The organism is Paraburkholderia sp. BL6669N2 (genome assembly GCF_003387275.1).
GTDB lineage: Bacteria > Pseudomonadota > Gammaproteobacteria > Burkholderiales > Burkholderiaceae > Paraburkholderia.
Genome location: NZ_QUNA01000002.1, coordinates 1,585,829 through 1,606,948, shown reverse-complemented (window position 1 = coordinate 1,606,948; position 21,120 = coordinate 1,585,829). Strand labels below are relative to the sequence as shown.

Below are 21,120 nucleotides of genomic sequence, written 5' to 3'. Positions count from 1 at the left end.
AAAGGGGTTTTCTCGTTCGGCCGATACTTCGATTCCTTGCAGCGGCGCACTTCAGTTGCCGACCCGCGCGCAAGTGTGCGGCAACGTGTCACACCGTGCTGCGACGCAATAGATCGTTGCTAAATCGAGTGTTTATTACGACCGGGCGTGCCCCTATTATGCGAGCGCTTACTATTGGAGAGCGGTCGAATGACGTTCGTTGAAGACGTAAAGAAGAGGCAATGGATATGAAAGGAAAGACTCTGCGCGGGTCGATGAGTTTCGTATCGGCGAGCCTCGTGTTGTTGCTCTCGGGTTGCAGCAACCTCGATATTCTGAATCCGAAGGGGAGTGTGGGGCTGGCGGAACGTGAGCTGATTGCCACGTCCACCTGGGCCATGCTGATCGTGGTCGTTCCGGTGATCGCGCTCACGCTGCTGTTCGCGTGGCGTTATCGCGCGTCGAATAAAAGCGCCGACTACCGTCCTGGCTGGACGCATTCCACGGGTATCGAAATCGCCATCTGGACGATTCCGACGCTGATCATTCTGTTCCTCGCCGTGTTGACGTGGAAGACCACGCACGAGCTCGACCCGTACAAGCCGCTCGAGTCGCAGGTCAAGCCGATCAACGTCGAAGTCGTCGCGCTCGACTGGAAGTGGCTGTTCATCTATCCGGACCTCGGCATTGCGTCGGTGAACCAGTTGGCGTTCCCGGTCGGCACGCCGGTGAACTTCACGATCACGTCGGACACGGTGATGAACTCGTTCTTCATTCCGCAGCTCGGCGGCCAGATCTACGCGATGGCGGGCATGCAAACGCGCCTGCATCTGATCGCGGACGAAGCCGGCAACTACGCCGGCGCCTCGGCGAACTTCAGCGGCAAGGGCTTCTCGGACATGAAGTTCCGTGCGCTCGCCACCTCGCCTGAAGAATTCAACGCATGGGTTGCGAAAGTGCGCGCTTCGTCGGACAACCTCAGCATGGACCGCTACCACACGGTGTCCGCGCCGACCGAGAAAGAGCCGGTGCGCTACTTCTCGAGCGTCGATCCGAAGCTCTTTCACAACATCATTGCCCGATACAACAACGGCAACGTCCTCGACAACATGAAGGACGCCAACTGTGCGCCAAAGGGCAAGGGGTAACGCATGTTCGGTAAACTTTCACTAGACGCGATTCCGTACCACGAGCCGATCATCATGGTCACGGCCGCGATGATCGCCATCGGCGGTGCGACGCTGCTGGGTCTGATCACCTATTTCGGCAAGTGGCGCTACCTGTGGACCGAGTGGCTCACGTCGGTGGACCACAAGAAGCTCGGCGTGATGTACATCGTCGTGGCACTCATCATGCTGTTCCGCGGCTTCGCGGACGCGATCATGATGCGTCTGCAACAGGCCCTCGCTTATGCGAACCCGGGCTACCTGCCGCCGCATCACTACGACCAGGTGTTCACGGCGCACGGCGTCATCATGATTTTCTTCATGGCGATGGCGTTCATGATCGGCCTGATGAACATCATCGTGCCGCTGCAGATTGGCGCACGCGACGTCGCGTTCCCGTTCATCAACTCGCTCTCGTTCTGGATGACTGCGGTCAGCGCGATCCTGATCAACATCTCGCTGGTGATCGGTGAATTCGCGCAAACGGGTTGGCTCGCGTATCCGCCGCTCTCCGAACTGCAGTTCAGTCCGGGTGTCGGGGTCGACTATTACCTGTGGAGTCTGCAGCTCTCCGGTATCGGCACCTTGCTGACAGGCGTAAATTTCTTCGCGACCATCGTGAAGATGCGTGCGCCGGGCATGACGTTCATGAAGATGCCGGTGTTCACGTGGACGGCGCTTTGCACCAACGTGCTGATCATGGCCTCGTTCCCGATCCTGACCGTGACGCTCGCGCTGCTGGGTCTGGACCGCTACCTCGGCATGCACTTCTTTACGAACGATGGCGGCGGCAACGCCATGATGTACCTGAACCTGATCTGGGCCTGGGGTCACCCCGAGGTGTACATCCTGATCCTGCCGGCGTTCGGTATCTTCTCGGAAGTCGTGGCGACCTTCGCCAAAAAGCCGCTGTTCGGCTACAAGACGATGGTGTGGGCGACCTGCGCGATCATGGTGCTGTCGTTCCTCGTGTGGCTGCATCACTTCTTCACGATGGGTTCGGGCGCTGACGTCAACGCGTTCTTCGGCATCGCCACCATGGTGATTGCGATTCCCACGGGCGTGAAAGTGTTCAACTGGCTGTTCACGATCTACAAGGGCCGGCTGACGTTCACGCCGCCTATCTTGTGGACCATCGGCTTCATGATCACGTTCACGATCGGCGGTATGACCGGCGTGATGATGGCGATCCCGGGCGCGGACTTCGTGCTGCACAACAGCCTGTTTCTGATCGCTCACTTCCACAACGTGATCATCGGCGGCGTGCTGTTCGGTTATCTGGCGGGCTTCAACTACTGGTTCCCGAAGGCCTTCGGCTTCAAGCTGAACGAAAAGCTGGGCAAGGCTTCGTTCTGGTTCTGGCAGATCGGTTTCTGGGTGGCGTTCACGCCGCTGTACGTGCTCGGCTTCATGGGCATGACGCGCCGTATCAACCACTATGACAACCCGCTGTGGCACCCGTGGCTGATTCTGGCCGCGGGCGGTGCGGCGCTGATTGCTATCGGTATCGCGTTGCAGGTGTTGCAGATCGTCGTCAGCATCCGCGATCGCAACCTGCCGCAGAATCGCGACCTCACTGGCGATCCGTGGAACGGCCACACGCTGGAATGGGCAATGAGCTCGCCGCCGCCGGTCTACAACTTCGCGATCATCCCGACGGTGCACAAGCTCGATGCGTTCACCGACATGAAGTCGCGCAAGGATACGCAAGCCAAGCCGGTGTATCGCGACATTCACATGCCGTCGAATACGTCCGCGGGTGTGATCGCGGGTCTGTTCTCGCTGGTGCTCGGCTTTGCCGGTGTCTGGCACATCTGGTGGCTGGCGATCGTCGGCCTGGTCGGCGCGATCGGCACCGTGATCGTCTATAGCTTCCAGAAAAACGAAGGCTATTACATCCCGGCCGCCACGGTCGCGGAAATTGAAGAGAAACGCTCTGGCGCTGGTGCGCGGGTCGCGTTGGAGGTGGATTGATGTTGACCAATACTATTGATGCCCACTCGCATCACGACGCGGACCACGTACCGTCGCAATCGGTGTTCGGCTTCTGGCTGTATCTGATGACCGACTGCATCATCTTCGCGGCGCTGTTCGCAGTGTTCGCGGTGATGGGCCACCAGTTCGCGGGCGGTCCGAGCGGCAAGGATCTGTTCGAGATTCCGGGCGTCGCGCTCGAAACGACCATGCTGCTCCTGAGCAGCATCACCTACGGCTTCGCGATGCTGGGCGCGCACAAGAACCGCAAGGGCGTACTGCTGTTCTGGCTCGGCGTGACCTTCCTGCTCGGTCTCGCGTTCCTCGTGCTGGAATTGCGCGAGTTCTCGCACCTGATCGCCGAAGGCGCCGGTCCGAGCCGCAGCGCGTTCCTGTCGTCGTTCTTCACGCTGGTCGGCACGCACGGCCTGCACGTCACGTGCGGCCTGATCTGGATGGTGGTGCTCGCCATTCAGGTGATCAGCCACCGCGATCTGACCGAACGCGACATGATTCGCCTGACGTGCCTGAGCCTTTTCTGGCACTTTCTGGACGTTGTGTGGATCGGCGTCTTCACCTTTGTCTATCTTGCGAGCGTGATCTGAATGGACCATAGCCATAACGCCCACGCAGGTGAAAGTCACGGCAGCATCGGCAGCTATACGGTGGGTTTCATTCTCTCCGTCGTTCTGACCGTCGCCGCTTTCGGCCTCGTCATGACCGGCACGTTGACGGGCGAGAATGCGCTGCTGGCGATCGCGGGCCTCGCGCTCGTGCAGATCGTCGTGCACCTGATTTTCTTCCTGCATCTGAATACGTCGTCGGAGCAGCGCTGGAATGTGATGGCGTTTGCCTTCACGCTGCTGACCGCGGTCATCGTGATCGGCGGCACGTTGTGGGTCATGCACAACGTCAGCATGCACATGATGTCGCGCTGAACGAACGAGCATCCCGTTCGACATGAAGCCCCGCAAGGTGAAAGTCTTGCGGGGCTTTTTCATGCGGCGAACGCGGGCGCGAACGCGCTAGGCGCCTGAAGCGCCAAAGCGCCAAAGTGCGTCGACGATTGACCGCAGCGGCGAACCCGCGTTAGGATCGTTTCCATGATCGCTTCTATCCTTTCCCGTCCGCATTCTTCGCGCGCATGCTGTCGCAGCCTGCCGAGGGGAGCTTGCGTCTAGCAAGTCGATCTGCGCACATCCGCATCCCTGAGGCCACCCGTCACGCGACCGGTGGCCTTTTTGCTTTTGAACGCTTTTTTGAACACCCGGCGCCTAGAGACATCACATGCCGCTTCGCCTGTACGACACCTGGACGCGCAGCGTGCGCGAATTCACGCCGATTCATCCGGATCACGTCGGCCTGTATTGCTGCGGCCCGACGGTGTACGACCACGCGCATATCGGCAATCTGCGGACCTACGTGTTCGAAGACGTGCTGCGGCGCACGCTGGTGTTGAACGGATATAACGTGCGGCACGTGGTGAACATCACCGATGTCGGCCATCTGGTGTCCGATGCCGACGAAGGCGAGGACAAGATGGAGAAGGGCAGCCGGCGCACTGGCGAATCGGCGTGGGCGATCGCCGAGCGGTACACGGCGGCCTTCATGAACGACTGGCGCGCGCTCAATCTGCTGGAGCCCGCGCTGTGGTGCCGTGCGACCGATCACATCGCGGAGCAGATCGACTTTATCGCCGAACTTGAGCGCAACGGCTACACCTACCGCACGGCCGACGGCGTCTATTTCGACACCGGCAGGCAGGATGACTACGGCTATCTGGCGCGTCTGGATGTGGCGGGCTTGCAGGCGGGCAAACGTGTCGCGTCCGGCGAGAAGCAGCGCGCGACCGATTTCGCGCTGTGGAAATTCAGTCCGCCCGGCGCCACGCGGCAAATGGAGTGGGACAGTCCGTGGGGCCGAGGCTTTCCCGGCTGGCATATCGAGTGCTCGGCGATGTCGGCGAAGTATTTGAGCCCGTGGTTCGACATTCATTGCGGCGGCGAAGATCATATCCCCGTGCATCACAGCAACGAGATCGCGCAAACCCAGGCGCGCCACGGCACGCGTCTCGCCAACTTCTGGATGCACGGCCATTTCCTGTTGCTGGACGCCGGCAAGATGTCGAAGTCGGGTGGCGATTTCGTACGTTTGCAGACGCTGATCGAGCGCGGCAACGATCCGCTCGCGTATCGCTATCTATGCCTGGGCGCGCACTACCGCAGCAGCCTGCGCTTCAGCGAGGCCGCGCTGGATGCCGCGCAAGCCGCGTTGGACCGCTTGCGCCGCAGCTATGCGCAATGGCCGGCAGGCGGTACGGCCGATGCGTCCGCCGTGGCGCGCTTCAAGGAGGAGGTCGATCACGATCTGAACCTGCCGCGCGCGCTCGCGGTGCTGTGGGACGTGGTCAGAAGCGATCTGCCGCCGGCAACGCGAAGGGCGAGCGTCGATTGCTTCGACGTCGTGCTTGGACTGGGTCTCGCCGATTGGAAGGACGTCGATACGCCCGAGCTTCCGGCCGGGATCGAGGCCCTCGCGGATCAACGCGAAAGAGCCCGCGCCGCGAAGCAATGGAGCGAAGCGGATCGTCTGCGCGACGTGATGACGGCGGCCGGCTGGCTGGTGGAAGACAGCGCGGGCGGCCAGATATTGCGGCTGCGCGACCAGACGGAGTAGCACGAAAATCGGCGTGGTGAGCGCGTTCAGGCTTGCGCGCTCGCCACGCCACGGCGCGGACAGGCGGCGCCGTTTGCCTTTGGGCGTGCCGCGGCACTACAGCGGCACCACCTTCAGTTCCTTGTGCGAAGGCAGCTGGTCGAACGGGAAGTAGACCGGTCCGCAGCCGAAATGAACGGGCGGGCATGGGCTCCAGCCGCGTTCGATGTGCATCGGCTGATCCAGTCCGCCGCAACCGGAAGGTGCCTGGCGCGTCAGGCAGGCAGTGCCGCCGCGAACGGATAGCGATGCCGCGCGATCGAGTTCGTCGAGGCGGGCGAGGTCTTTGAGGACGAGCGTTTTCATGGTGAATCTCCAGCGGAGTGAGTGCATCAAGTGGATCGAGGAGAGCGGAAAAATGCCGCGCTCACGTCCGCTGGATGCACGCACCATGCCATCGGCGCCAAAGCGGCATGCCATATGCTTTTCCGCGATTTCCCCGCAGTGGTGTGATGGCGAGCGGCCAACTCGGTGCATATCGAGTGTTGGCAATTCAGCGACGTCCGTCTGCCGCGTCATGCAGTGGTGAGGCGCGCTGAAAATCACGTCACAATAGACGGCCACCGCGAACCCTGCGCCTCGCGCGCAAGGTTCACCGAATCTCGTCAGCAAGAAAAGGAGAACGCATGAGTCAGATCAAAGCCGTCGAATACGCTGCGGCATCGCCGGAAGTCCAAACCGTGTACGACGATATCAAGCAGACCCGTCAGGTCGACGACGTCAACAACTTCTGGAAGTACATCGCCCAGCATCCGCCAACTCTCGCGCGCACGTGGGACAGCCTGAAGGACGTGATGGCGCCCGGCGCGCTCGATCCGCTCATCAAGGAACTGCTGTATGTCGCGGTGAGCGTGACGAACAATTGCGGCTACTGCGTGGCGAGCCATACGGCGGCCGCGCGCCGCGCCGGTATGACCGACGAGATGTTCGGCGAATTGCTCGCGGTCGTGGGCATGGCCAACGAGACGAATCGATTGGCAGTGGGATACCGCGTGCCCATCGATCCCGCTTTCGAGTAAGGGCTGCGGAGAGCGTCAGAGTCGGCGCGATATTTTCCGCGCCGTCGCCGACGCGGGCTGTGGCGCGAAGGCCGGCGTCGAAGCCAGCACCTTCGTCAGCGCGTTTCAGCGCGCCATCCTGCCAGCAAAGCGGGCAATGCGCGCATGTCCCTGAACACATGCGTGGCACCCGCGCCATGCAAAGCGGTCGCGCTGCTGTGGCCGAGTTCGAGCGGGCAATAGCCGAACACCGTAGCGCCCGCAGCCACGCCCGCCGTGGCGCCTGTCACCGTGTCCTCGATCACCGCGCAACGGCGCGGGTCCACGTCCAACGCGGCAGCCGCCGCGAGATAGACATCGGGAAAGGGCTTGCTGCGGGGCATTTCGTGGCCGCTGAAAATGCGTCCTTCGAAACAGTCGAAAATGCCCGCCTTCACCAGTTGCATTTCCACTTTGATACGGTCCGCGCCCGAGGCCACCGCAATGCGTCCGTTCAGCGCCGAGTGAAGCGCACGCACGGCTGACGGTGCGCCGGGAATCGCGACCAGTTCGAGATCCAGCGCCGCATTGCGTCGCTCGCGGAATTGCATGAGCCAGTCGGTCGTGATCGCGACGCCGGTGCGCGCTTCGATCAGCGCGGCTTCGTCCCGGACGGCTTTGCCGACGAAAATACGCATCGTCTCCTCGACGCTCAAATGCCAGCCCAACTCCCCCAGCATCTCGGTGAGCACGCGGTTGGTGATGGGCTCTGAGTCGACGAGCACGCCGTCGCAGTCGAAGAGTACGGCGTCGAAGGGGAAATCGGCCATCGGGCAGGGTACGGATAGAGTTCGCGGAACCGGCAAGGATACCTCACCGGCTCGCGCGCCGCGGCGCAAAGGCCGCGTGTGCGGCCTTCGCAGCACGACGACACATGCAATCTCAGTTCTTGTACCCGTCGCTGAGCGTCTTCATGAACGCGATGATGTCCTGAATATCCTCATCGCTCATTGCCGGCTGATCGCCGAACTTGCGGTCGAACGGTGCGTCGGCCACGTCCACGTTGGCATGGTACTGAGCCGGCAGATCGTTGTACTTCTGCACCTTGCCCGACGCATCGCGCGGATAGATTTTCTCCGGCGACGTATTGCGCAGATTGTAGAAGTCCATCACCTGCTTGAGATCGTGGTACACGCCGTTGTGGAAAAACACCTTGCGTTCAGCCGCATTACGCAGCGTCGGTGTGAGGAACATGCCGCAATACTGTGTCTGTTTGGCGAGGTCGTCGCGGAACGGGCCGCACACGCCCATATCGAAGAACTTCGGATCCTTGTTGGCGGGAATCGCCGGATTGCGCGGCACGCCGAGCGCTTCGTATTGCGTGTCGGTGAACACCGGCGGCAGGCCGTCCTTGCTCGGCTGGCTCAAATGGCAGCCGGCGCAGTTCGCCTTATCCTTGTCGTTGAACAAATGCAAGCCGTGCAACTCGGCGTGCGTCAGGCGCGCCTTGCCTTCGAGCCAGTAGTCGTACTTGCTGCTGAAAAAATGGAACGACTGGTCCTCGATCTGATAACGCCCGACGGCGAACATCGCCTCGGAAATCATCAGACTCGGATTGGTGACGATACCCGGCCCGAAGATCTGTTTGAATTGATCCAGATACCTGGTCGCCAGCAGTTTGTGAGCGACGTCCTCGGGTGTTGCATTGGCCATTTCCACCGGGTTGGTCAAAGGTCCGAGTGCCTGGTCCTGCAGAGTATCGACGCGGCCGTCCCAGAACAATCCACCTTGCGGCACCATCGCCGCAGCGGCGGGCGCGGCGAGCGCCGTCTTCTGCGCGCGCTGCACGCCGGCGGCTTGCGTGGCCAGTTGCGTCATATCCACCGGCACGTCGGTGTCGCCCTGATCCGGGCCGATGCTGAACGGCGCCTGACGATACAGATACGTGAGCGACGGCGGCGGACGATAACCCGCCTGGTTCATATGCGCGCCGCCGAGCTGCACCGGAAACGCGTTATCCGGTGCATACGAATGCTGCGGCGAGTGGCACGACGCACACGACTGCGTGCCCGACGCGGACAAACTCGGGTCGAAGAAAATCTGTTTGCCGAGCAGCGCCACAGCGCTCAGCGGCACATTCTGCGGACGCATCAACGTCACCGGATGCGGATTCGCGCCGGTGATTTCCTCGACGATCTCGCCGACCGCGGACGGCATGCGCTCCGGATACACGAGCGCGTACGCGCAGTAGACAATGCACGCGAGCACGATGCCGGCCGCGCTCCACGCGAGCAGCTTGAGCCACGAGCGGCGGGTAATCACGGGGCCGGGCTCGCCGCCCGCGGGCAGATGCGAAGGCAAGGCGGCGTCAGAAGGAGGGTTCATGGCGGTGATGACAGATGATTCGATCGGATTCGATAAAAAGCAAAATCGAGCCAGCACGTTTGCACTGGCTCGACGCCCTACTACGGCATTGGATGCGTGACACTTTTCACTGCGCGCCGCCGCGCGGCGTGAGGCACGCATGAGACTCGCGCATCACGCAGCGGCAAGCGGAACAGAAGAGCGCGACGCACGTCCGCGGATCAGATCGCCGGCGCGGCTGCCAGCTTCGTACCCAGGTTCTGATCGAGGAACAGCGGCGGATTGTTGCCCGAGCCCGTGAAGTTGAACATGTTCATGATGCTGCCCGCCGTCGCGTCGAACGAACCGCCGCCCAGGCGTTGACCGCCCAGCCAGTTGTCCTCGATGAAGCGCACCACGGAAGCCTGCGTGATCGGCGTATCGTCGACGAAGTTGACCTTCGCCCACGGCGACACCACGATAAACGGCGTGCGCGTACCCGGGCCGCAACGGCCGTTGACCACGCCGCCGTTCACGCCTTGCGGCTGCACTGCGCCCGCTGCCGTGCACTGACCGACGCCGCTCAGGTTGTCGGTGCCCGCCACCGTCTTGCCGCCCGCGGATTGCGCCGTGGTCGAGTCGAACGATGCGCTCGTCGGTGCCTTGTAACGGTGGTCGTACCAGCCGTCCGAATCGTCGTAGGCGATGATCACGGCGGTGTTCTTCCAGTCAGGCTGCTGTTGCAGGAAGTTGATCACCTTGGTCACGAAAGCCTGTTCGTCGATCGGATCCGAGTTGCCCGGGTGGCCGTCGCCGATCGCCGGCGCCTTCAGGAAGTTGACGGACGGATAATTGCCCGCCTTCACCGCGGCGAAGAAGTCGTCGGTATCGTACTGGTGGTGCACCGGCGTGGCCGTGTTGTCGAGCGGATCGGTCGCGCCGATCACCGCCGCCGACGACGGACGCGTATGCGCCAGGTTGGCCGTGCTCGCGTAATACTGGAACCAAGCGTGATGCTGCACGTAGTCGGTCTTGGTCGCGTTCAGCACTGGCGAGAAGGTCGAACGCAGGCAGCCGGTCGTGCCGTTGGCGTTGACGGTCTGCAGGTTGAAGCCGCCCATGAAGCCGCCCCACGTCAGGCCCTTCGCGTTGAGCAGGTCGCCGATGTTCTTGTTATTCGACGACATCGCGCCGGTCGGCGCGCTCTTTGCCGCGATCGTGCAGACGTCGCCGGTCGGGTCGAGGTCGCCGATCATCGTGAAGCTGCCTGCCGAGTCGGGAATCGCATTGGCCGACGTGCCGCCGCTCACGACGACGCCGTTGTTCTGGCCGGACACCACTTCGAGCGCACCCGGCGTCGACGGGCCGTAGGTGTCCGTGTAGGCGTTCTGGTTCATCGCGAAGTTCTGCGCGTAGTTCCACAGAGCCGTGACCGTGTTGCCGTCGAAGTAGCCGAGCACCTGGCCCTTCGTCGCGAACGCGCCGGTGCTGCCGGCGATCGTCGAGTTGGCTGCGGTGAAGAGCGGGAACGAGTCCATCGCGCCGTTGTTATAAGCGAGTTCTTCGGCGGCGTAGGCGTGGTTCTGGCTCGACGTATTGGCTTGCGAGCGGTCCAGGCGGAACGGCAGCAGATCGGCTGCGGGCAGGCCGAGACCCGCGATCGTCACGCTGCCGACCGTGCGGCCCGCCGTGTTCGGCGAGGTGGCCAAGGCGTTCGGGTTGGCCGTGATCAGGTTGTTGCTGCTGAGGTTGTCGACCGCCGGCGTGCCCGCGGCTGCCACGAATTGCGGCTCGCCAGTCGGGTTGGACGCGTTCGGGTAGGTGCCGAAGTAGTGATCGAACGAAACGTTCTCGCCGAAAATCACCACGACGTGTTTGATCGGCGTGGCCGTGGCCACGGCGTCCTGAGCCGATACCACCGGCGCAGGCGAGTTCACGCTGTTGTTGCCGCAAGCTGCGAGCGTAAGCAGCGCCGCAAACGGGATGGGTAAGAGGGTTCTACGGAACATTTGAAAGGCTCCAGATTCGACTTCGCCGTTCAGCGTTTGCATCGACGTAGGTGTGGATGTTCGCTGGGGATATTGTTAGAAATACAGCTAGTGCTAGTGGTCTTGCCGCGACAAACTGCGCGCATTGGACCACTTGATAATTAAGATTTCGGGGCGTCAACCTTACCGAAGCCCTCGTTTCTTATTCATTTGCCTAACCTTTGCTGTCGTTCCGCTGACGCGTCACGGGGATGCGGCTATGCACTGCGACCCTGCGCCTCGCGTTTCATCGCCGCTTTTCGCGCATCCTTCTCTCCTTTTGATTTTTGACGCGCCCGCGGCGACGGATTTTTTCCGCTGCCGCGTTCAACAGGAAACGGAGCCGCTTTCCGGCTTCGGCTTTAATGGGAGAAACCAACATGACATCCACCAAACCGGTTCGCCTGCTTACCGCCATGCTGACTGCCGCGCTGACCGGCGCCGCCGCGCTCAGCGCCACGCCGGCCTTTGCGCAGGTTGTGATCGTCGCGCCGATGGCGCCGCCTGCGCCGCGCGTCGAAGTGGTGCCGCCGCCGCGTGCGGGCTACGCATGGGATCCGGGCCACTGGCGTTGGGTCGAGGGCCGTTATGTGTGGGTGGGCGGCCACTGGCAGGCGGTGCGCGTCGGTCATCGCTGGGTGCCGGGGCACTGGGTGGCGCGTGGTCCCAACTGGCGCTGGGTGGAAGGCCATTGGGCATGACCCGGTAGCACCACGGCTGTCGTCGTTTTTGACCCGCTGCGTCCACCAACCAGGCAGACTGCCATGAAAACGCTCGTGATGATTCTGCTGGCGGCCACGCTCGCCGGCTGTGTGGTGTACCCGGCGCGGCCGGCCTACTATCGGCCGGCGGTCGTCGTATATTGATTGCGCTTGTGCGTGGCGAGAGGCGCTGTTTTCTCTATCCGCGCGCACCGTTCGAATCGGTGCGCGCGCAACCATCCGTGTGAGGTGTCTTGAGCGAACGCGACCCCGACGCGGAATTACTCGAACAGGTCGGCCGGCAAGATCCGGCCGCCGTCCGCTCGCTCGTCTCGCGCAAGCTGCCGCGTCTGCTTGCGCTCGCCACCCGCATGCTGGGCGACCGCATGGAAGCGGAAGACGTGGCGCAGGAGGTGTTCGTGCGCATCTGGAAACAGGCGTCGCGCTGGCGGGAAGGCGAGGCGAAGTTGGACACGTGGGTTCATCGCGTGGCGCTCAATCTCTGCTATGACCGGCTGCGCGGCCGGCGCGAAGAGCCGCACGACGAGATGCCGGAGGAGGTCGACCCTGCGCCGCTGCCTGAGGCCGGACTCGAAGCGCGCGCCCAGGACCAGCAGGTTCGCGATGCACTCGCCGCGTTGCCGGCACGTCAGCGCGAGGCGCTGGTACTCAACTATTACCAGGAGATGTCGAACACCGACGCCGCGGCCCTGATGGGCATCAGCGTCGATGCGCTGGAAAGCCTGCTGGCACGCGCGCGCCGCAATCTGCGCGCTCAACTGGCCGGCAGCGGCCTTAGCAAGGATAAGTCATGACGCCCGAAAGATTTCAGCAGATCGTCGAGGCCTACGGCGCCGAGCCGCGCCGCTGGCCGCAACAGGAGCGCGCGGCGGCGCAGGCGTGGGCGCAGTCGCATCGCGCCGAAGCCGAGGCGCTGCTGGCGCAGGCGGCCGGCGTCGATGCGTGGCTCTCAGCGGACAAGGTCGAGCCGCCGGGTGCGGCGCTGCTCGAGCGCGTGCTCGGCAGCGCGCCGGTGCGGCAGCCGGGGGCGCCGCGACGCCGCCTGTGGTGGTCGGGCGCGGCGGTCGCGGGCGTTGGGCTGCTGGGCGGCGTAGCCGGCGCTCTCGCCGTATCGTTCTTCGTGTTGACGGAGACCGGAGTGCAGGCCCCGCTCGCGCATGAGTCGTCTTATTTAACTTCGAGCTTCGGTGGGTCGTCCGCCGATTGGAGCGACGAATGAACGGCCGATCATGGAAAGTCGTGCTGGTGGCCTCGCTGGTGCTGAATGTGTTTCTGGTGGGCGCGATCGTCGGGGGCGCCTATCAATGGTTTGCCGCGCGCGGCGCGACGGCGCCCGTGCTGGCGCAACAGCGCGCGCTGCGCTTTGCCGCGCAAACGCTGTCCGCCGAGCGCCAGAAAGCCTTTATCGACGGCCTGAAAGATGCGCGCCGCGAAGGCCGGCAATATGCCCGCGAAGGCCGCGAAGGGCGGCGCGAAGTGTTGCGTCTGCTGGCGGCGCCGCAGTTCGATCGTGCCGCGCTGGACGCCGCGCTCGAACGCACGCGCCAGGCCGACAGCCATCTGCGTGCGCAAGTGGAAGGTAGTGTGGCCGACTTCGCGGCGACCTTGTCGCCCGAGGAGCGGGTTCAATTCGCCGACAGCCTGAAGGTGCGCGGGCAATGGCGTGAACCCGCGACCACGCCGAATGTAAAGAAGCCGGCCAATCAGGCATCGAGCGAAACTTCGGGCGAGTAAAAAACTGCAGCAGGTGCGACGGTTTTTTGCGTGACATCCGTTTAAAGACTATCCACAGCCGAAGAGGATGGTATGGCCAACTCACCGAACCTGAACGCCGCGGCGATTGCGCTGAACCGTTTCGGCCTGGGTGCGCGTGCCGACGACACGCCGCCCGCCGATCCGAAAGGCTGGCTGCTCGCGCAGTTCGAACAGTACCAGGCGCGGCCGGCCGCGTGGGCGAATCAGCCCGACTCGGTGGCGCTTTCTACTGAACTCTTGCAGCAGCGCATGCAGTTGAATCAGCAGGCGCGTCAGAACGCGAGCGAGGGCGCGGCGACAGGCCCCGCGAACGCACAGAACCTGACCACGCCTGATGGGCAAACCCGTACTCAGGCAAACGCACAAGCAAACGTACAAGCAAGCGCACGAGCAAACGGGCAGCCGGACACAGCCAACTCAACGCAAGCCGACGCGCAAACTGCCAGGCAAGCCGAACGAAAAGCGATTCGCGGTGAAATACTCGACATGTACCGCTCATCGGTAAATGCACGGGTGACGAGTGCGCTGACGACGCAGACGCCGTTCGTCGAGCGGCTGGTGCATTTCTGGTCCAACCACTTCGCGGTCTCCACCGAAAAGCCCGGCGTCGCGGCGCTGGCCGGTTCGTTCGAGGCCGAAGCGATTCGCCCGCATGTGCTAGGCCGTTTTGAAGACATGCTGGTGGCCGTCGAACGTCATCCGGCCATGCAGGTGTTTCTCGATCAGACGCGTTCAGTCGGGCCGGACAGCATGGCGGCCATGCGCGCCGCGCAGCGCAATCCCGAGCGCAAACGCGGTCTGAACGAAAACCTCGCGCGCGAAATCATGGAGTTGCACACGCTCGGCGTGCGCAGCGGCTACAGCCAGGACGACGTCACCGAATTCGCCCGCGCACTGACCGGCTGGAGCGTCGCGGGTAATCCCGCCAACCCCGGCAACGCCGGCCGGCTAGCCATGCAGAAGAACGCGGCGCCCGGCACCTTCGTGTTTCGCGCCGCGCTGCACGAACCCGGTTCGCGGACCATCATGGGCCGTCGCTACGATCAGCCCGGGGAGGAACAGGCACTCGCGATTCTGCACGACCTCGCGAGCGCACCCGCGACCGCGAAGCATATCGGCGGCAAGCTGGCCCGTCATTTCGTCGCCGATAATCCGCCGCCCGGCGTGAGCGAACATCTGGCCAGCGCATTCGAGCGTAGCGGCGGCGATCTGCCGGCCGTCTACCGCGCGTTGATCGACATGCCGCAAGCGTGGTCGCCCACGGCCGTCAAATTCAAAACGCCGTGGGAGTGGACCATTTCGTCGATGCGCGGACTCGGCTGGCAGGACCTCGGCAAGATGCAAACGGCGCCCATTCTCACGCAGCTCGGCCAGCCGGTATGGCGTCCGGGCTCGCCCGCCGGTTACGACGACATCGCCGCGAGCTGGGCCGCGCCCGACGCGCTCGTGCGCCGGGTCGAAGTGGCGCAGCGTTTTGCGTCGCGAGTGGGCGACCGGCTCGATGCGCGCGCGCTCGGCCAGACCCTGCTCGCCGGTTCGCTCAGTGTGCCGACGGCCACGGCGGTATCGCGCGCCGAAAGCGCGTCGACGGCGATCGCTTTATTGCTGGTCTCGCCGGATTTTCAACGGAGATGAATGCCATGCTGTCACGCCGCAAATTTCTGAGCGTCGCCGCTGCCGGCGCGGGCGCGATGCTCGTGTCGCCGCGGATCGCGTTTGCCAGCGTCGCCACCGAGAGCCGTTTCGTGTTCGTGATCCAGCGCGGCGCCGCCGACGGTCTGAACATCGTCGTGCCTTACGCCGAACCGGCCTACGCCACACTGCGCGGCGCGCTTGCCATCGACACGTCGAACGCGTCGCGACTGGACGGCACCTTTGCGCTGCATCCCGCGATGGTCCAGACAGCGGCGATGTATGCGAACCATCAGGCGCTGTTCGTGCACGCGGTGGCGTCGCCGTATCGCGACCGTTCGCACTTCGACGGACAGAACGTGCTCGAGACCGGCGGCACGTCCCCGTATCAGATGAAAGACGGCTGGCTGAACCGGCTCGTCGCGCAATTGCCGGCCACGCGTGAGAACGCGATCGCGTTCGCGCCGACCGTGCCGATGGCGTTGCGTGGCCCGGCGGCGGTAACGTCGTATGCGCCGTCGGCGCTGCCGCAAGCCCCTGACGATCTGCTCACGCGCGTCTCGCAACTCTACGATCAGGACGCGCAGTTGCGTCCGCTGTGGGAGTCGGCGATGACCGCGCGCGGCCTCGCGGGCGACGCCGGCGCGCGCCAGGATCCGGCGAGCCTCGGCAAGCTCGCCGCGGGTTTCCTGTCACGCGAGAACGGGCCACGGATCGCGATGATCGAGACCGGCGGTTGGGACACGCACAGCGCGCAGAACGCGCGCCTCGCCAATCAGTTGAAGGCGCTCGACACGATGCTCGCGTCGTTGCGCGACGGCATGGGCCCGCTGTGGAGCAAGACCACGGTGCTGGTCGCGACGGAATTCGGCAGAACCGCCGCCGCCAACGGCACGGGCGGTACGGATCACGGCACGGGATCCGTGGCGATGGTGCTCGGCGGCTCGGTGCAGGGCGGACGCGTGATCGCCGACTGGCCGGGTCTCGCGCCGCACAATCTATACGAGGCGCGCGATCTCAAGCCGACCACCTCGCTCGATGCATTGATCGCCGGCACCGCGAGCGAAAGTCTCGGGCTCGATCCGCAGCGCACCGCGAGCGCGCTGTTTGGCCCGACGCCGGCGGGTCGGCCGTTGAGCGGCATCGTGCGCGCGTAGTGGTGGCGAACGGGTGTGAGCAAAGCGGCCCAAGGCGCTAGCGCCGGCCACCCGCGAGCCGTCGCGCATCCGGCAGACGCCGCAAACGCGCCATCGCGATACAGCCGAGCAGTGGCCCGACCGCAAGCATGCCGAAGGCGCCGCGCCAACCCGCCAACGCGACGATGTCCGGCACCAGATGAATGCTCACCAGCGTCAGCAGAAAACCCGCGCTGGTCTGCGCGGTCAATAACGTGCCGATCGACGCCGGCTCGGCGAGCTCCGCAATGCTCGCCGAGAACTGCGCGGAATCGGCGATCACGGAGACTCCCCAACACAGCGCCACGCAGCCGACCAGCCAGACCGGCGCGCCGAGCAGCCAGCCCATCAGCGCCGCGCACGCGCCGCTCACGGACATCGCGCCGATCGTTACCGTGGTGCGGCCGAGCCGGTCCGCCAGCACGCCGCCGAGCCACGCGCCGAGCGCGCCCGCGGCGACCGCGCCGAAGGTCAGCCATTCGGCCGCCGCGCGCGGCTCTTGCATGCCGGCTGCCGCAAAGCTCGCTTGCAGGAATACGGCGAGCCACGCCCACATCGCGTACAACTCCCACATGTGGCCGAGATAACCGAGGTTCGCGAGTCGCAGCGCGGGGTTGCGCCAGGCGCCGGCCAGCGCGGACCATTCGATGCGCGTCGCGCGCGCCATATTCGGCCCGACGCCGCACAGCAGAATCGCCACGCCCGCGAGCAGCGCGCAGCATGCCGAGATGCCATAGATCGCGCGCCAGTTCGAACCGCCGAGCGCCGCCAGCAGATGCGGACTCGCCGAGCCGAAGGTCAGCGCGCCGACCAGTAGGCCGATCAACAAACCGAGATCGCCTTTCGCCCAGGTCGCCGCGAGCCGCATGCCGACCGGATAAACGCCCGCCATGCAGATGCCGGTCAGCAGCCGTAGCAGGATGGCGAGCGGACTCGCCGGCGCAAGGAACACGAGACACGCGGTGGCCGCGCCCGCCGTCAACGCGCTGATCATGAAAAGCCGCCGAGGATCGAAGCGGTCGGCAAGCGAGAGCAGGGCGCTGGTCACTGTGCCGGCCACGAAGCCGGCCTGCACGGCGCTCGTGAGCAAGGTCGCTTGCAAGGCAGACAGACTCTCGGCCTGCCTGACGATCGCCACGACCGCCGACGATGAAAACCACACGCTCATCGCGCCCACCTGGCAGAGCAGCAGAATCACGAGCGAACGCGTCTTGCCGGCTGTCGCGCGGCTCGGTCGATGCGGGCTTGCCGAGGCTTCTTTCATGCGTGCCTTTCGTGCCTTTTGCGCCTGTCGGGTTAGCCGGCCGATTCGGCAGCGAGCGCGCCGCTGGCTTCGGCCGCATGCGTCGCGTGCACGGAGCGCGCGCCGACGCGGTGATAGCGGCGGCCGTAGTAGATCAGCGCATCGCCTTCGCCGTGAGTATGCGCGGCTTTCACCGCGCAGAAGAACACCGTGTGCGTGCCGACTTCGGTGACCGATTCGATCTCGCAGTCGAGCGATGCGAGCGCGCCATGCAGGACCGGTGCGCCCGTCGCGAGGGTGTCCCATTGCGCGGTGGCAAAGCGTTCCGCTATCGGCAGCGTGCTGGTGGCGAAGTGCGCGGCGAGCGTCTGCTGTTCGGCGCTCAGCACGTTGACGCAGAGCTTGCCGTTCGCGCGGAACGCCGCGTTATTGCGGCTGCTGCGATTGATGCAGACGAGCAGCGTGGGCGGTTCGTCGGTCACGCCGCACACCGCGGATGCGGTGCAGCCGGCCAGACCCGCCGCGCCGTCGCTCGTGATGATGTTGACGGCGGCGCCGAGGCCCGCCATCGCGTCGCGGAAGGTGCCGCTGTCAAGCATGTGAGCCTCCGCGAAAGAATTGCCGTGCCGCCGCATGGCGGCGCGGACGGCACGAAGTCAAGGCGTGCATGATGGCGTGATTGCTACGCATTGCCAGGAACCGGAGCGGCGGCACAAGTCGGCGAACGGAACTTCGCCGCCGTGTGGCTGGCAGGCAGGCGTGCCTGCCCGAAGAGTTTCTCCCGCAAGGTGCCCTCGCGATACGCTCGCTTGTAAGCGCCGCGTTCCTGCAGAATCGGCACGACGTGTGCGATGAAATCCTCGAAGCATTCCGGCGCGACCGTACGCGATAGATTGAAACCATCCACGCCCGCTTCTTCGGTCCACGCGATCAGTTCGTTCGCCACCCGTTCGCCCGAGCCGACCAGCGGCGCCTGGCGGCTGCCCAGCACCATCTGTTCGAGCAGCTTGCGTTTGGTCCACTGCGGACCCGCCGCGCGCGTCATGGCTTCGACGTTCGAGACGATGGCCTGGCTCTTGCCGGTTTCGATCGGCTCGTCGAGGTCGTAACGCGCGAAGTCGATCCCGAGCGACGCCGCCGCGTGCACCAGCGCCGCCTCGGAGCTGACGTAACGTCGGTACTCCGCGTACTTCTCCTGCGCCTCGCTGTCCGTGCGTCCGGTGATGACGGTTTGCCCGAGCAGCACCTTGATGTCGTCGGCTTTGCGGCCGCCTGCAACGGCGTGCGCGCGAATATCGTCGACGATCGCCTGCACGGCCGGCCTCGCCTGGCCGTTGACGAACACGCACTCCGCGTGCGCCGCGGCGAACCGCTTGCCGCGCGCCGACGACCCCGCCTGATACAGCACCGGAGTCCGCTGCGGCGACGGCTCGCTCAAATGCATGGCGTCCACCCGATACTGCTTGCCGTGATGATGGATGACATGGACTTTCGACGCGTCCGCATACACGCCCTGGACCTTGTCGCGCAACACCGCGCCGTCTTCCCAACTGCATTCCCACAGCTTGTAGACCAGTTCCATGTACTCGTCGGCGAGGTCGTAGCGATCGTCGTGCGCCATCTGGCCGGTCAGGCCGATCGCGCGCGACGCGCTGTCCAGATAACCGGTGACGATGTTCCAGCCGACCCGGCCGCGCGTCAGATGATCGAGCGTGGACATGCGCCGCGCGAACAGATACGGCTGCTCGACCGTGAGATTGGACGTGACACCGAACGACAGATGGCGCGTCACCGCGGCCATGGCGGGAATCAACAGCGTCGGGTCATTCACCGGCACCTGCACGGCGCCGCGAATCGCGGCGTCGGGGTTGCCGCCGTAGACGTCGTAGACGCCGGCGACATCGGCGAAAAAAATGCCGTCGAACAGGCCCGCCTCGAGCGTGTGGGCGTAGTCGGTCCAGTACTGCAGATCCGCATAGCGCGCGGACTGATCGCGCGGATGGGTCCACATGCCTTGCTGGATGTGGCCGACGCAGTTCATGTCAAAAGCGTTGAGAACGATTTCCTTCGGCATGGTGTCTTCCGGCTGGGTGGACGAATGTCGACGGCTGACGTTCGAGCCGCGCACGCCCGTGCGGGTTATTGTCGAGATCGTTCGTTTAATATAGTGGACAAAAAATCACTATGCAAGACATTGCTTTCGGCCTTTAATGAGCGGCAAGGCGAGCGCGGACATCAGCGTCGGTGCCCTTATCGCCTCGATATAATTTGCGGTGCCAATTTTCCACTCTCCAACGCGTCCATCTTTCCATGTCCGATTCCGCTGCCATCGATCTGACCCAGGCGATCTCCTTGCGCGTGAAGACCGAGCGCGAGGCGCGCAACTGGTCGCTGAGCGAACTGGCGGAGCGCTCGGGGGTGTCGAAGGCGATGATCAGCAAGATCGAACGAGGCGAGGCGAGTCCCACGGCGACGGTGCTCGGGCGTCTGTCAGGCGCATTTGGCCTGACCCTGTCGACTTTGCTGGCGCTCGCCGAGCAGACTGGCGAACGGCTCGTGCGGTATGCGCAGCAAGCGGTGTGGCAAGACCCGGAAACCGGCTACACGCGCCGGCGCATCTCGCCGCCCACGGGTGGCGTGCTGGAATTACTGGAGATCGAGCTGCCGCCGGGCGTGAAAGTGCCTTACCCGCCGGACGCGTTCGTGTTCCAGCATCAGCAGATCTGGGTGACGCTCGGGGTATTGACCTTCCGGGAAGGCCAGCAGGTGTATCGGCTGGAAGCGGGGGATTGTCTGCAACTCGGCGCGCCGCTCGAATGCGAGTTCTTCAACGCGGGCCTGGACGTGTGCCGTTACGTGGTCGGCCTCGTTCGACGCTAGGCGCTTCCACGTAGGTTTCAATGAGCGCTTAATGAGTGCTTCATCGACGTTTCAGATACCAGGACCACAGGCAACGCCTCACGCTCGCATGGAGCGACGGGCGGCGTTGCCTGTGGTCACCGGCAGCTCATCGGGTGAAAGCGGGCTTAACCTCCGCCGCCTTGGGTGCCGATCGTAAGCTTGTTGCTCACCGACTTCACGCCGGCCACACCTTTCGCCACTTCCTCTGCCTGCGGAATCTGCGCGCCGTCGGGCACCGAGCCGGTGAGCGTCACCGCGCCGCCGCGGGCCCGGACGAACACGTTCGACACGTCAAAACCCTGCGCCTTCGCTAGAGCCTTGCGCACTTGCAGACCCAGCGCGCGGTCCGTCTTCTTGACCGTTTTGGCACTGGGCGCCGCCATGTCGCCGGACGCTGCCATGGCGTCGCTCGCCTGCGCATAGGCGCTGGCCGTCATTGCCAAACACAATGCGATGCCGAGCGCCTTCAAAAGATTGACTGTTTTCACGTTTTCTCCATCCTCGAAAAGTT

Annotated in this window: 22 protein-coding genes; 13 read left to right on the top strand and 9 right to left on the bottom strand. The window is 64.2% G+C overall.

The features are described from left to right. Positions 1-227 precede the first annotated feature (227 nt). From cyoA to cysS, 5 genes are all read left to right on the top strand, one after another. A complete protein-coding gene (cyoA, locus tag B0G80_RS29710; protein ID WP_116123758.1) occupies positions 228-1,127 on the top strand; it encodes a ubiquinol oxidase subunit II in 900 nt (299 codons plus the stop codon). A gap of 3 nt (positions 1,128-1,130) precedes the next feature. Beyond that, entirely contained in the window at positions 1,131-3,119 is a 1,989-nt protein-coding gene (gene cyoB, locus B0G80_RS29705; RefSeq protein ID WP_106280904.1) for a cytochrome o ubiquinol oxidase subunit I, read from the top strand. Next, positions 3,119-3,724 (top strand): cytochrome o ubiquinol oxidase subunit III, encoded by a 606-nt coding sequence (gene cyoC, locus B0G80_RS29700; RefSeq protein ID WP_106280903.1) that lies wholly within the window; start codon positions 3,119-3,121, stop codon positions 3,722-3,724. Before cyoB ends, cyoC begins: the two co-directional genes overlap by 1 nt. Beyond that, positions 3,725-4,057 (top strand): cytochrome o ubiquinol oxidase subunit IV, encoded by a 333-nt coding sequence (gene cyoD, locus B0G80_RS29695; RefSeq protein ID WP_106280901.1) that lies wholly within the window; start codon positions 3,725-3,727, stop codon positions 4,055-4,057. Between the two features lie 349 nt (positions 4,058-4,406). Continuing rightward, a complete protein-coding gene (gene cysS / locus B0G80_RS29690) occupies positions 4,407-5,795 on the top strand; it encodes a cysteine--tRNA ligase (protein ID WP_116121539.1) in 1,389 nt (462 codons plus the stop codon). A gap of 96 nt (positions 5,796-5,891) precedes the next feature. Here cysS and B0G80_RS29685 read toward each other — a convergent pair whose 3' ends face one another. Continuing rightward, positions 5,892-6,140 (bottom strand): hypothetical protein, encoded by a 249-nt coding sequence (locus B0G80_RS29685; RefSeq protein ID WP_116123757.1) that lies wholly within the window; start codon positions 6,138-6,140, stop codon positions 5,892-5,894. A gap of 320 nt (positions 6,141-6,460) precedes the next feature. On the opposite strand from B0G80_RS29685, the gene B0G80_RS29680 reads away from it, so the two are divergent. Further along, positions 6,461-6,853: a carboxymuconolactone decarboxylase family protein gene (locus B0G80_RS29680; RefSeq protein ID WP_116121538.1), complete on the top strand. Its 393-nt coding sequence runs from the start codon at positions 6,461-6,463 to the stop codon at positions 6,851-6,853. A 95-nt stretch (positions 6,854-6,948) separates the two neighbouring features. On the opposite strand, the gene B0G80_RS29675 is transcribed toward B0G80_RS29680, so the two are convergent. The 4 genes from B0G80_RS29675 to B0G80_RS47330 all read right to left on the bottom strand — a co-directional run bounded on the left by B0G80_RS29675 (position 6,949) and on the right by B0G80_RS47330 (position 11,563). Beyond that, positions 6,949-7,641 carry an HAD family phosphatase gene (locus tag B0G80_RS29675; RefSeq protein ID WP_116121537.1) on the bottom strand — a complete coding sequence of 231 codons (693 nt, stop codon included), beginning with the start codon at positions 7,639-7,641 and terminating at the stop codon, positions 6,949-6,951. 112 nt (positions 7,642-7,753) lie between these two features. Then, positions 7,754-9,196: a cytochrome-c peroxidase gene (locus B0G80_RS29670; RefSeq protein WP_116121536.1), complete on the bottom strand. Its 1,443-nt coding sequence runs from the start codon at positions 9,194-9,196 to the stop codon at positions 7,754-7,756. Positions 9,197-9,396: 200 nt separating this feature from the next. Beyond that, a complete protein-coding gene (locus tag B0G80_RS29665; protein ID WP_116121535.1) occupies positions 9,397-11,163 on the bottom strand; it encodes a phospholipase C in 1,767 nt (588 codons plus the stop codon). 265 nt (positions 11,164-11,428) lie between these two features. After that, positions 11,429-11,563, bottom strand: a complete 135-nt coding sequence (locus B0G80_RS47330; RefSeq protein ID WP_258193281.1) for a hypothetical protein — start codon at positions 11,561-11,563, stop codon at positions 11,429-11,431. On the opposite strand from B0G80_RS47330, the gene B0G80_RS29660 reads away from it, so the two are divergent. From B0G80_RS29660 to B0G80_RS29635, 6 genes are all read left to right on the top strand, one after another. Continuing rightward, positions 11,562-11,882 (top strand): YXWGXW repeat-containing protein, encoded by a 321-nt coding sequence (locus B0G80_RS29660; RefSeq protein ID WP_116123756.1) that lies wholly within the window; start codon positions 11,562-11,564, stop codon positions 11,880-11,882. The two genes, B0G80_RS47330 and B0G80_RS29660, sit on opposite strands and share 2 nt — an antisense overlap. Before the next feature lie 254 nt (positions 11,883-12,136). After that, positions 12,137-12,697, top strand: a complete 561-nt coding sequence (locus tag B0G80_RS29655; RefSeq protein WP_116121534.1) for an RNA polymerase sigma factor — start codon at positions 12,137-12,139, stop codon at positions 12,695-12,697. Continuing rightward, a complete protein-coding gene (locus B0G80_RS29650; protein ID WP_116121533.1) occupies positions 12,694-13,122 on the top strand; it encodes a hypothetical protein in 429 nt (142 codons plus the stop codon). The genes B0G80_RS29655 and B0G80_RS29650 overlap by 4 nt, the downstream gene beginning before the upstream one ends. Next, the gene (locus B0G80_RS29645) at positions 13,119-13,637 is read left to right on the top strand and encodes a periplasmic heavy metal sensor (RefSeq protein WP_116121532.1); all 519 of its coding nucleotides are present in this window, start codon (positions 13,119-13,121) and stop codon (positions 13,635-13,637) included. The genes B0G80_RS29650 and B0G80_RS29645 overlap by 4 nt, the downstream gene beginning before the upstream one ends. Before the next feature lie 72 nt (positions 13,638-13,709). After that, positions 13,710-15,293 (top strand): DUF1800 family protein, encoded by a 1,584-nt coding sequence (locus B0G80_RS29640; protein ID WP_116121531.1) that lies wholly within the window; start codon positions 13,710-13,712, stop codon positions 15,291-15,293. A 5-nt stretch (positions 15,294-15,298) separates the two neighbouring features. Beyond that, positions 15,299-16,447, top strand: coding sequence for a DUF1501 domain-containing protein (locus B0G80_RS29635; protein ID WP_116123755.1), 1,149 nt, complete (start codon positions 15,299-15,301; stop codon positions 16,445-16,447). Between the two features lie 37 nt (positions 16,448-16,484). Here the strand turns inward: B0G80_RS29635 and B0G80_RS29630 are convergent, their stop codons facing one another. The 3 genes from B0G80_RS29630 to B0G80_RS29620 all read right to left on the bottom strand — a co-directional run bounded on the left by B0G80_RS29630 (position 16,485) and on the right by B0G80_RS29620 (position 19,782). After that, on the bottom strand, positions 16,485-17,729 hold the full coding sequence (locus B0G80_RS29630; protein ID WP_116121530.1) for a nitrate/nitrite transporter: 1,245 nt from the start codon (positions 17,727-17,729) through the stop codon (positions 16,485-16,487). A gap of 32 nt (positions 17,730-17,761) precedes the next feature. Then, positions 17,762-18,307 carry a flavin reductase gene (locus B0G80_RS29625; RefSeq protein ID WP_116121529.1) on the bottom strand — a complete coding sequence of 182 codons (546 nt, stop codon included), beginning with the start codon at positions 18,305-18,307 and terminating at the stop codon, positions 17,762-17,764. Between the two features lie 83 nt (positions 18,308-18,390). Then, the gene (locus B0G80_RS29620) at positions 18,391-19,782 is read right to left on the bottom strand and encodes an LLM class flavin-dependent oxidoreductase (protein WP_116121528.1); all 1,392 of its coding nucleotides are present in this window, start codon (positions 19,780-19,782) and stop codon (positions 18,391-18,393) included. A 236-nt stretch (positions 19,783-20,018) separates the two neighbouring features. Between B0G80_RS29620 and B0G80_RS29615 the strand changes: the two genes are divergently transcribed. Continuing rightward, positions 20,019-20,588 carry an XRE family transcriptional regulator gene (locus B0G80_RS29615; protein ID WP_116121527.1) on the top strand — a complete coding sequence of 190 codons (570 nt, stop codon included), beginning with the start codon at positions 20,019-20,021 and terminating at the stop codon, positions 20,586-20,588. 146 nt (positions 20,589-20,734) lie between these two features. Here B0G80_RS29615 and B0G80_RS29610 read toward each other — a convergent pair whose 3' ends face one another. Then, a complete protein-coding gene (locus B0G80_RS29610) occupies positions 20,735-21,097 on the bottom strand; it encodes a BON domain-containing protein (RefSeq protein ID WP_116123754.1) in 363 nt (120 codons plus the stop codon). Positions 21,098-21,120 lie beyond the last annotated feature (23 nt).

Coding starts and splice junctions, on each gene's coding strand:
- B0G80_RS29650 (WP_116121533.1), top strand. CDS start 12,694: ATGACGCCCGAAAGATTTCAGCAGATCGTCGAGGCCTACGGCGCCGAG.
- cyoC (WP_106280903.1), top strand. CDS start 3,119: ATGTTGACCAATACTATTGATGCCCACTCGCATCACGACGCGGACCAC.
- B0G80_RS29645 (WP_116121532.1), top strand. CDS start 13,119: ATGAACGGCCGATCATGGAAAGTCGTGCTGGTGGCCTCGCTGGTGCTG.
- B0G80_RS29680 (WP_116121538.1), top strand. CDS start 6,461: ATGAGTCAGATCAAAGCCGTCGAATACGCTGCGGCATCGCCGGAAGTC.
- cyoB (WP_106280904.1), top strand. CDS start 1,131: ATGTTCGGTAAACTTTCACTAGACGCGATTCCGTACCACGAGCCGATC.
- B0G80_RS29665 (WP_116121535.1), bottom strand. CDS start 11,163: ATGTTCCGTAGAACCCTCTTACCCATCCCGTTTGCGGCGCTGCTTACG.
- B0G80_RS29620 (WP_116121528.1), bottom strand. CDS start 19,782: ATGCCGAAGGAAATCGTTCTCAACGCTTTTGACATGAACTGCGTCGGC.
- B0G80_RS29660 (WP_116123756.1), top strand. CDS start 11,562: ATGACATCCACCAAACCGGTTCGCCTGCTTACCGCCATGCTGACTGCC.
- B0G80_RS29670 (WP_116121536.1), bottom strand. CDS start 9,196: ATGAACCCTCCTTCTGACGCCGCCTTGCCTTCGCATCTGCCCGCGGGC.
- B0G80_RS29635 (WP_116123755.1), top strand. CDS start 15,299: ATGCTGTCACGCCGCAAATTTCTGAGCGTCGCCGCTGCCGGCGCGGGC.
- B0G80_RS29625 (WP_116121529.1), bottom strand. CDS start 18,307: ATGCTTGACAGCGGCACCTTCCGCGACGCGATGGCGGGCCTCGGCGCC.
- cyoD (WP_106280901.1), top strand. CDS start 3,725: ATGGACCATAGCCATAACGCCCACGCAGGTGAAAGTCACGGCAGCATC.
- B0G80_RS47330 (WP_258193281.1), bottom strand. CDS start 11,563: ATGTTGGTTTCTCCCATTAAAGCCGAAGCCGGAAAGCGGCTCCGTTTC.
- B0G80_RS29675 (WP_116121537.1), bottom strand. CDS start 7,641: ATGGCCGATTTCCCCTTCGACGCCGTACTCTTCGACTGCGACGGCGTG.
- cysS (WP_116121539.1), top strand. CDS start 4,407: ATGCCGCTTCGCCTGTACGACACCTGGACGCGCAGCGTGCGCGAATTC.
- B0G80_RS29685 (WP_116123757.1), bottom strand. CDS start 6,140: ATGAAAACGCTCGTCCTCAAAGACCTCGCCCGCCTCGACGAACTCGAT.
- cyoA (WP_116123758.1), top strand. CDS start 228: ATGAAAGGAAAGACTCTGCGCGGGTCGATGAGTTTCGTATCGGCGAGC.
- B0G80_RS29630 (WP_116121530.1), bottom strand. CDS start 17,729: ATGAAAGAAGCCTCGGCAAGCCCGCATCGACCGAGCCGCGCGACAGCC.
- B0G80_RS29640 (WP_116121531.1), top strand. CDS start 13,710: ATGGCCAACTCACCGAACCTGAACGCCGCGGCGATTGCGCTGAACCGT.
- B0G80_RS29615 (WP_116121527.1), top strand. CDS start 20,019: ATGTCCGATTCCGCTGCCATCGATCTGACCCAGGCGATCTCCTTGCGC.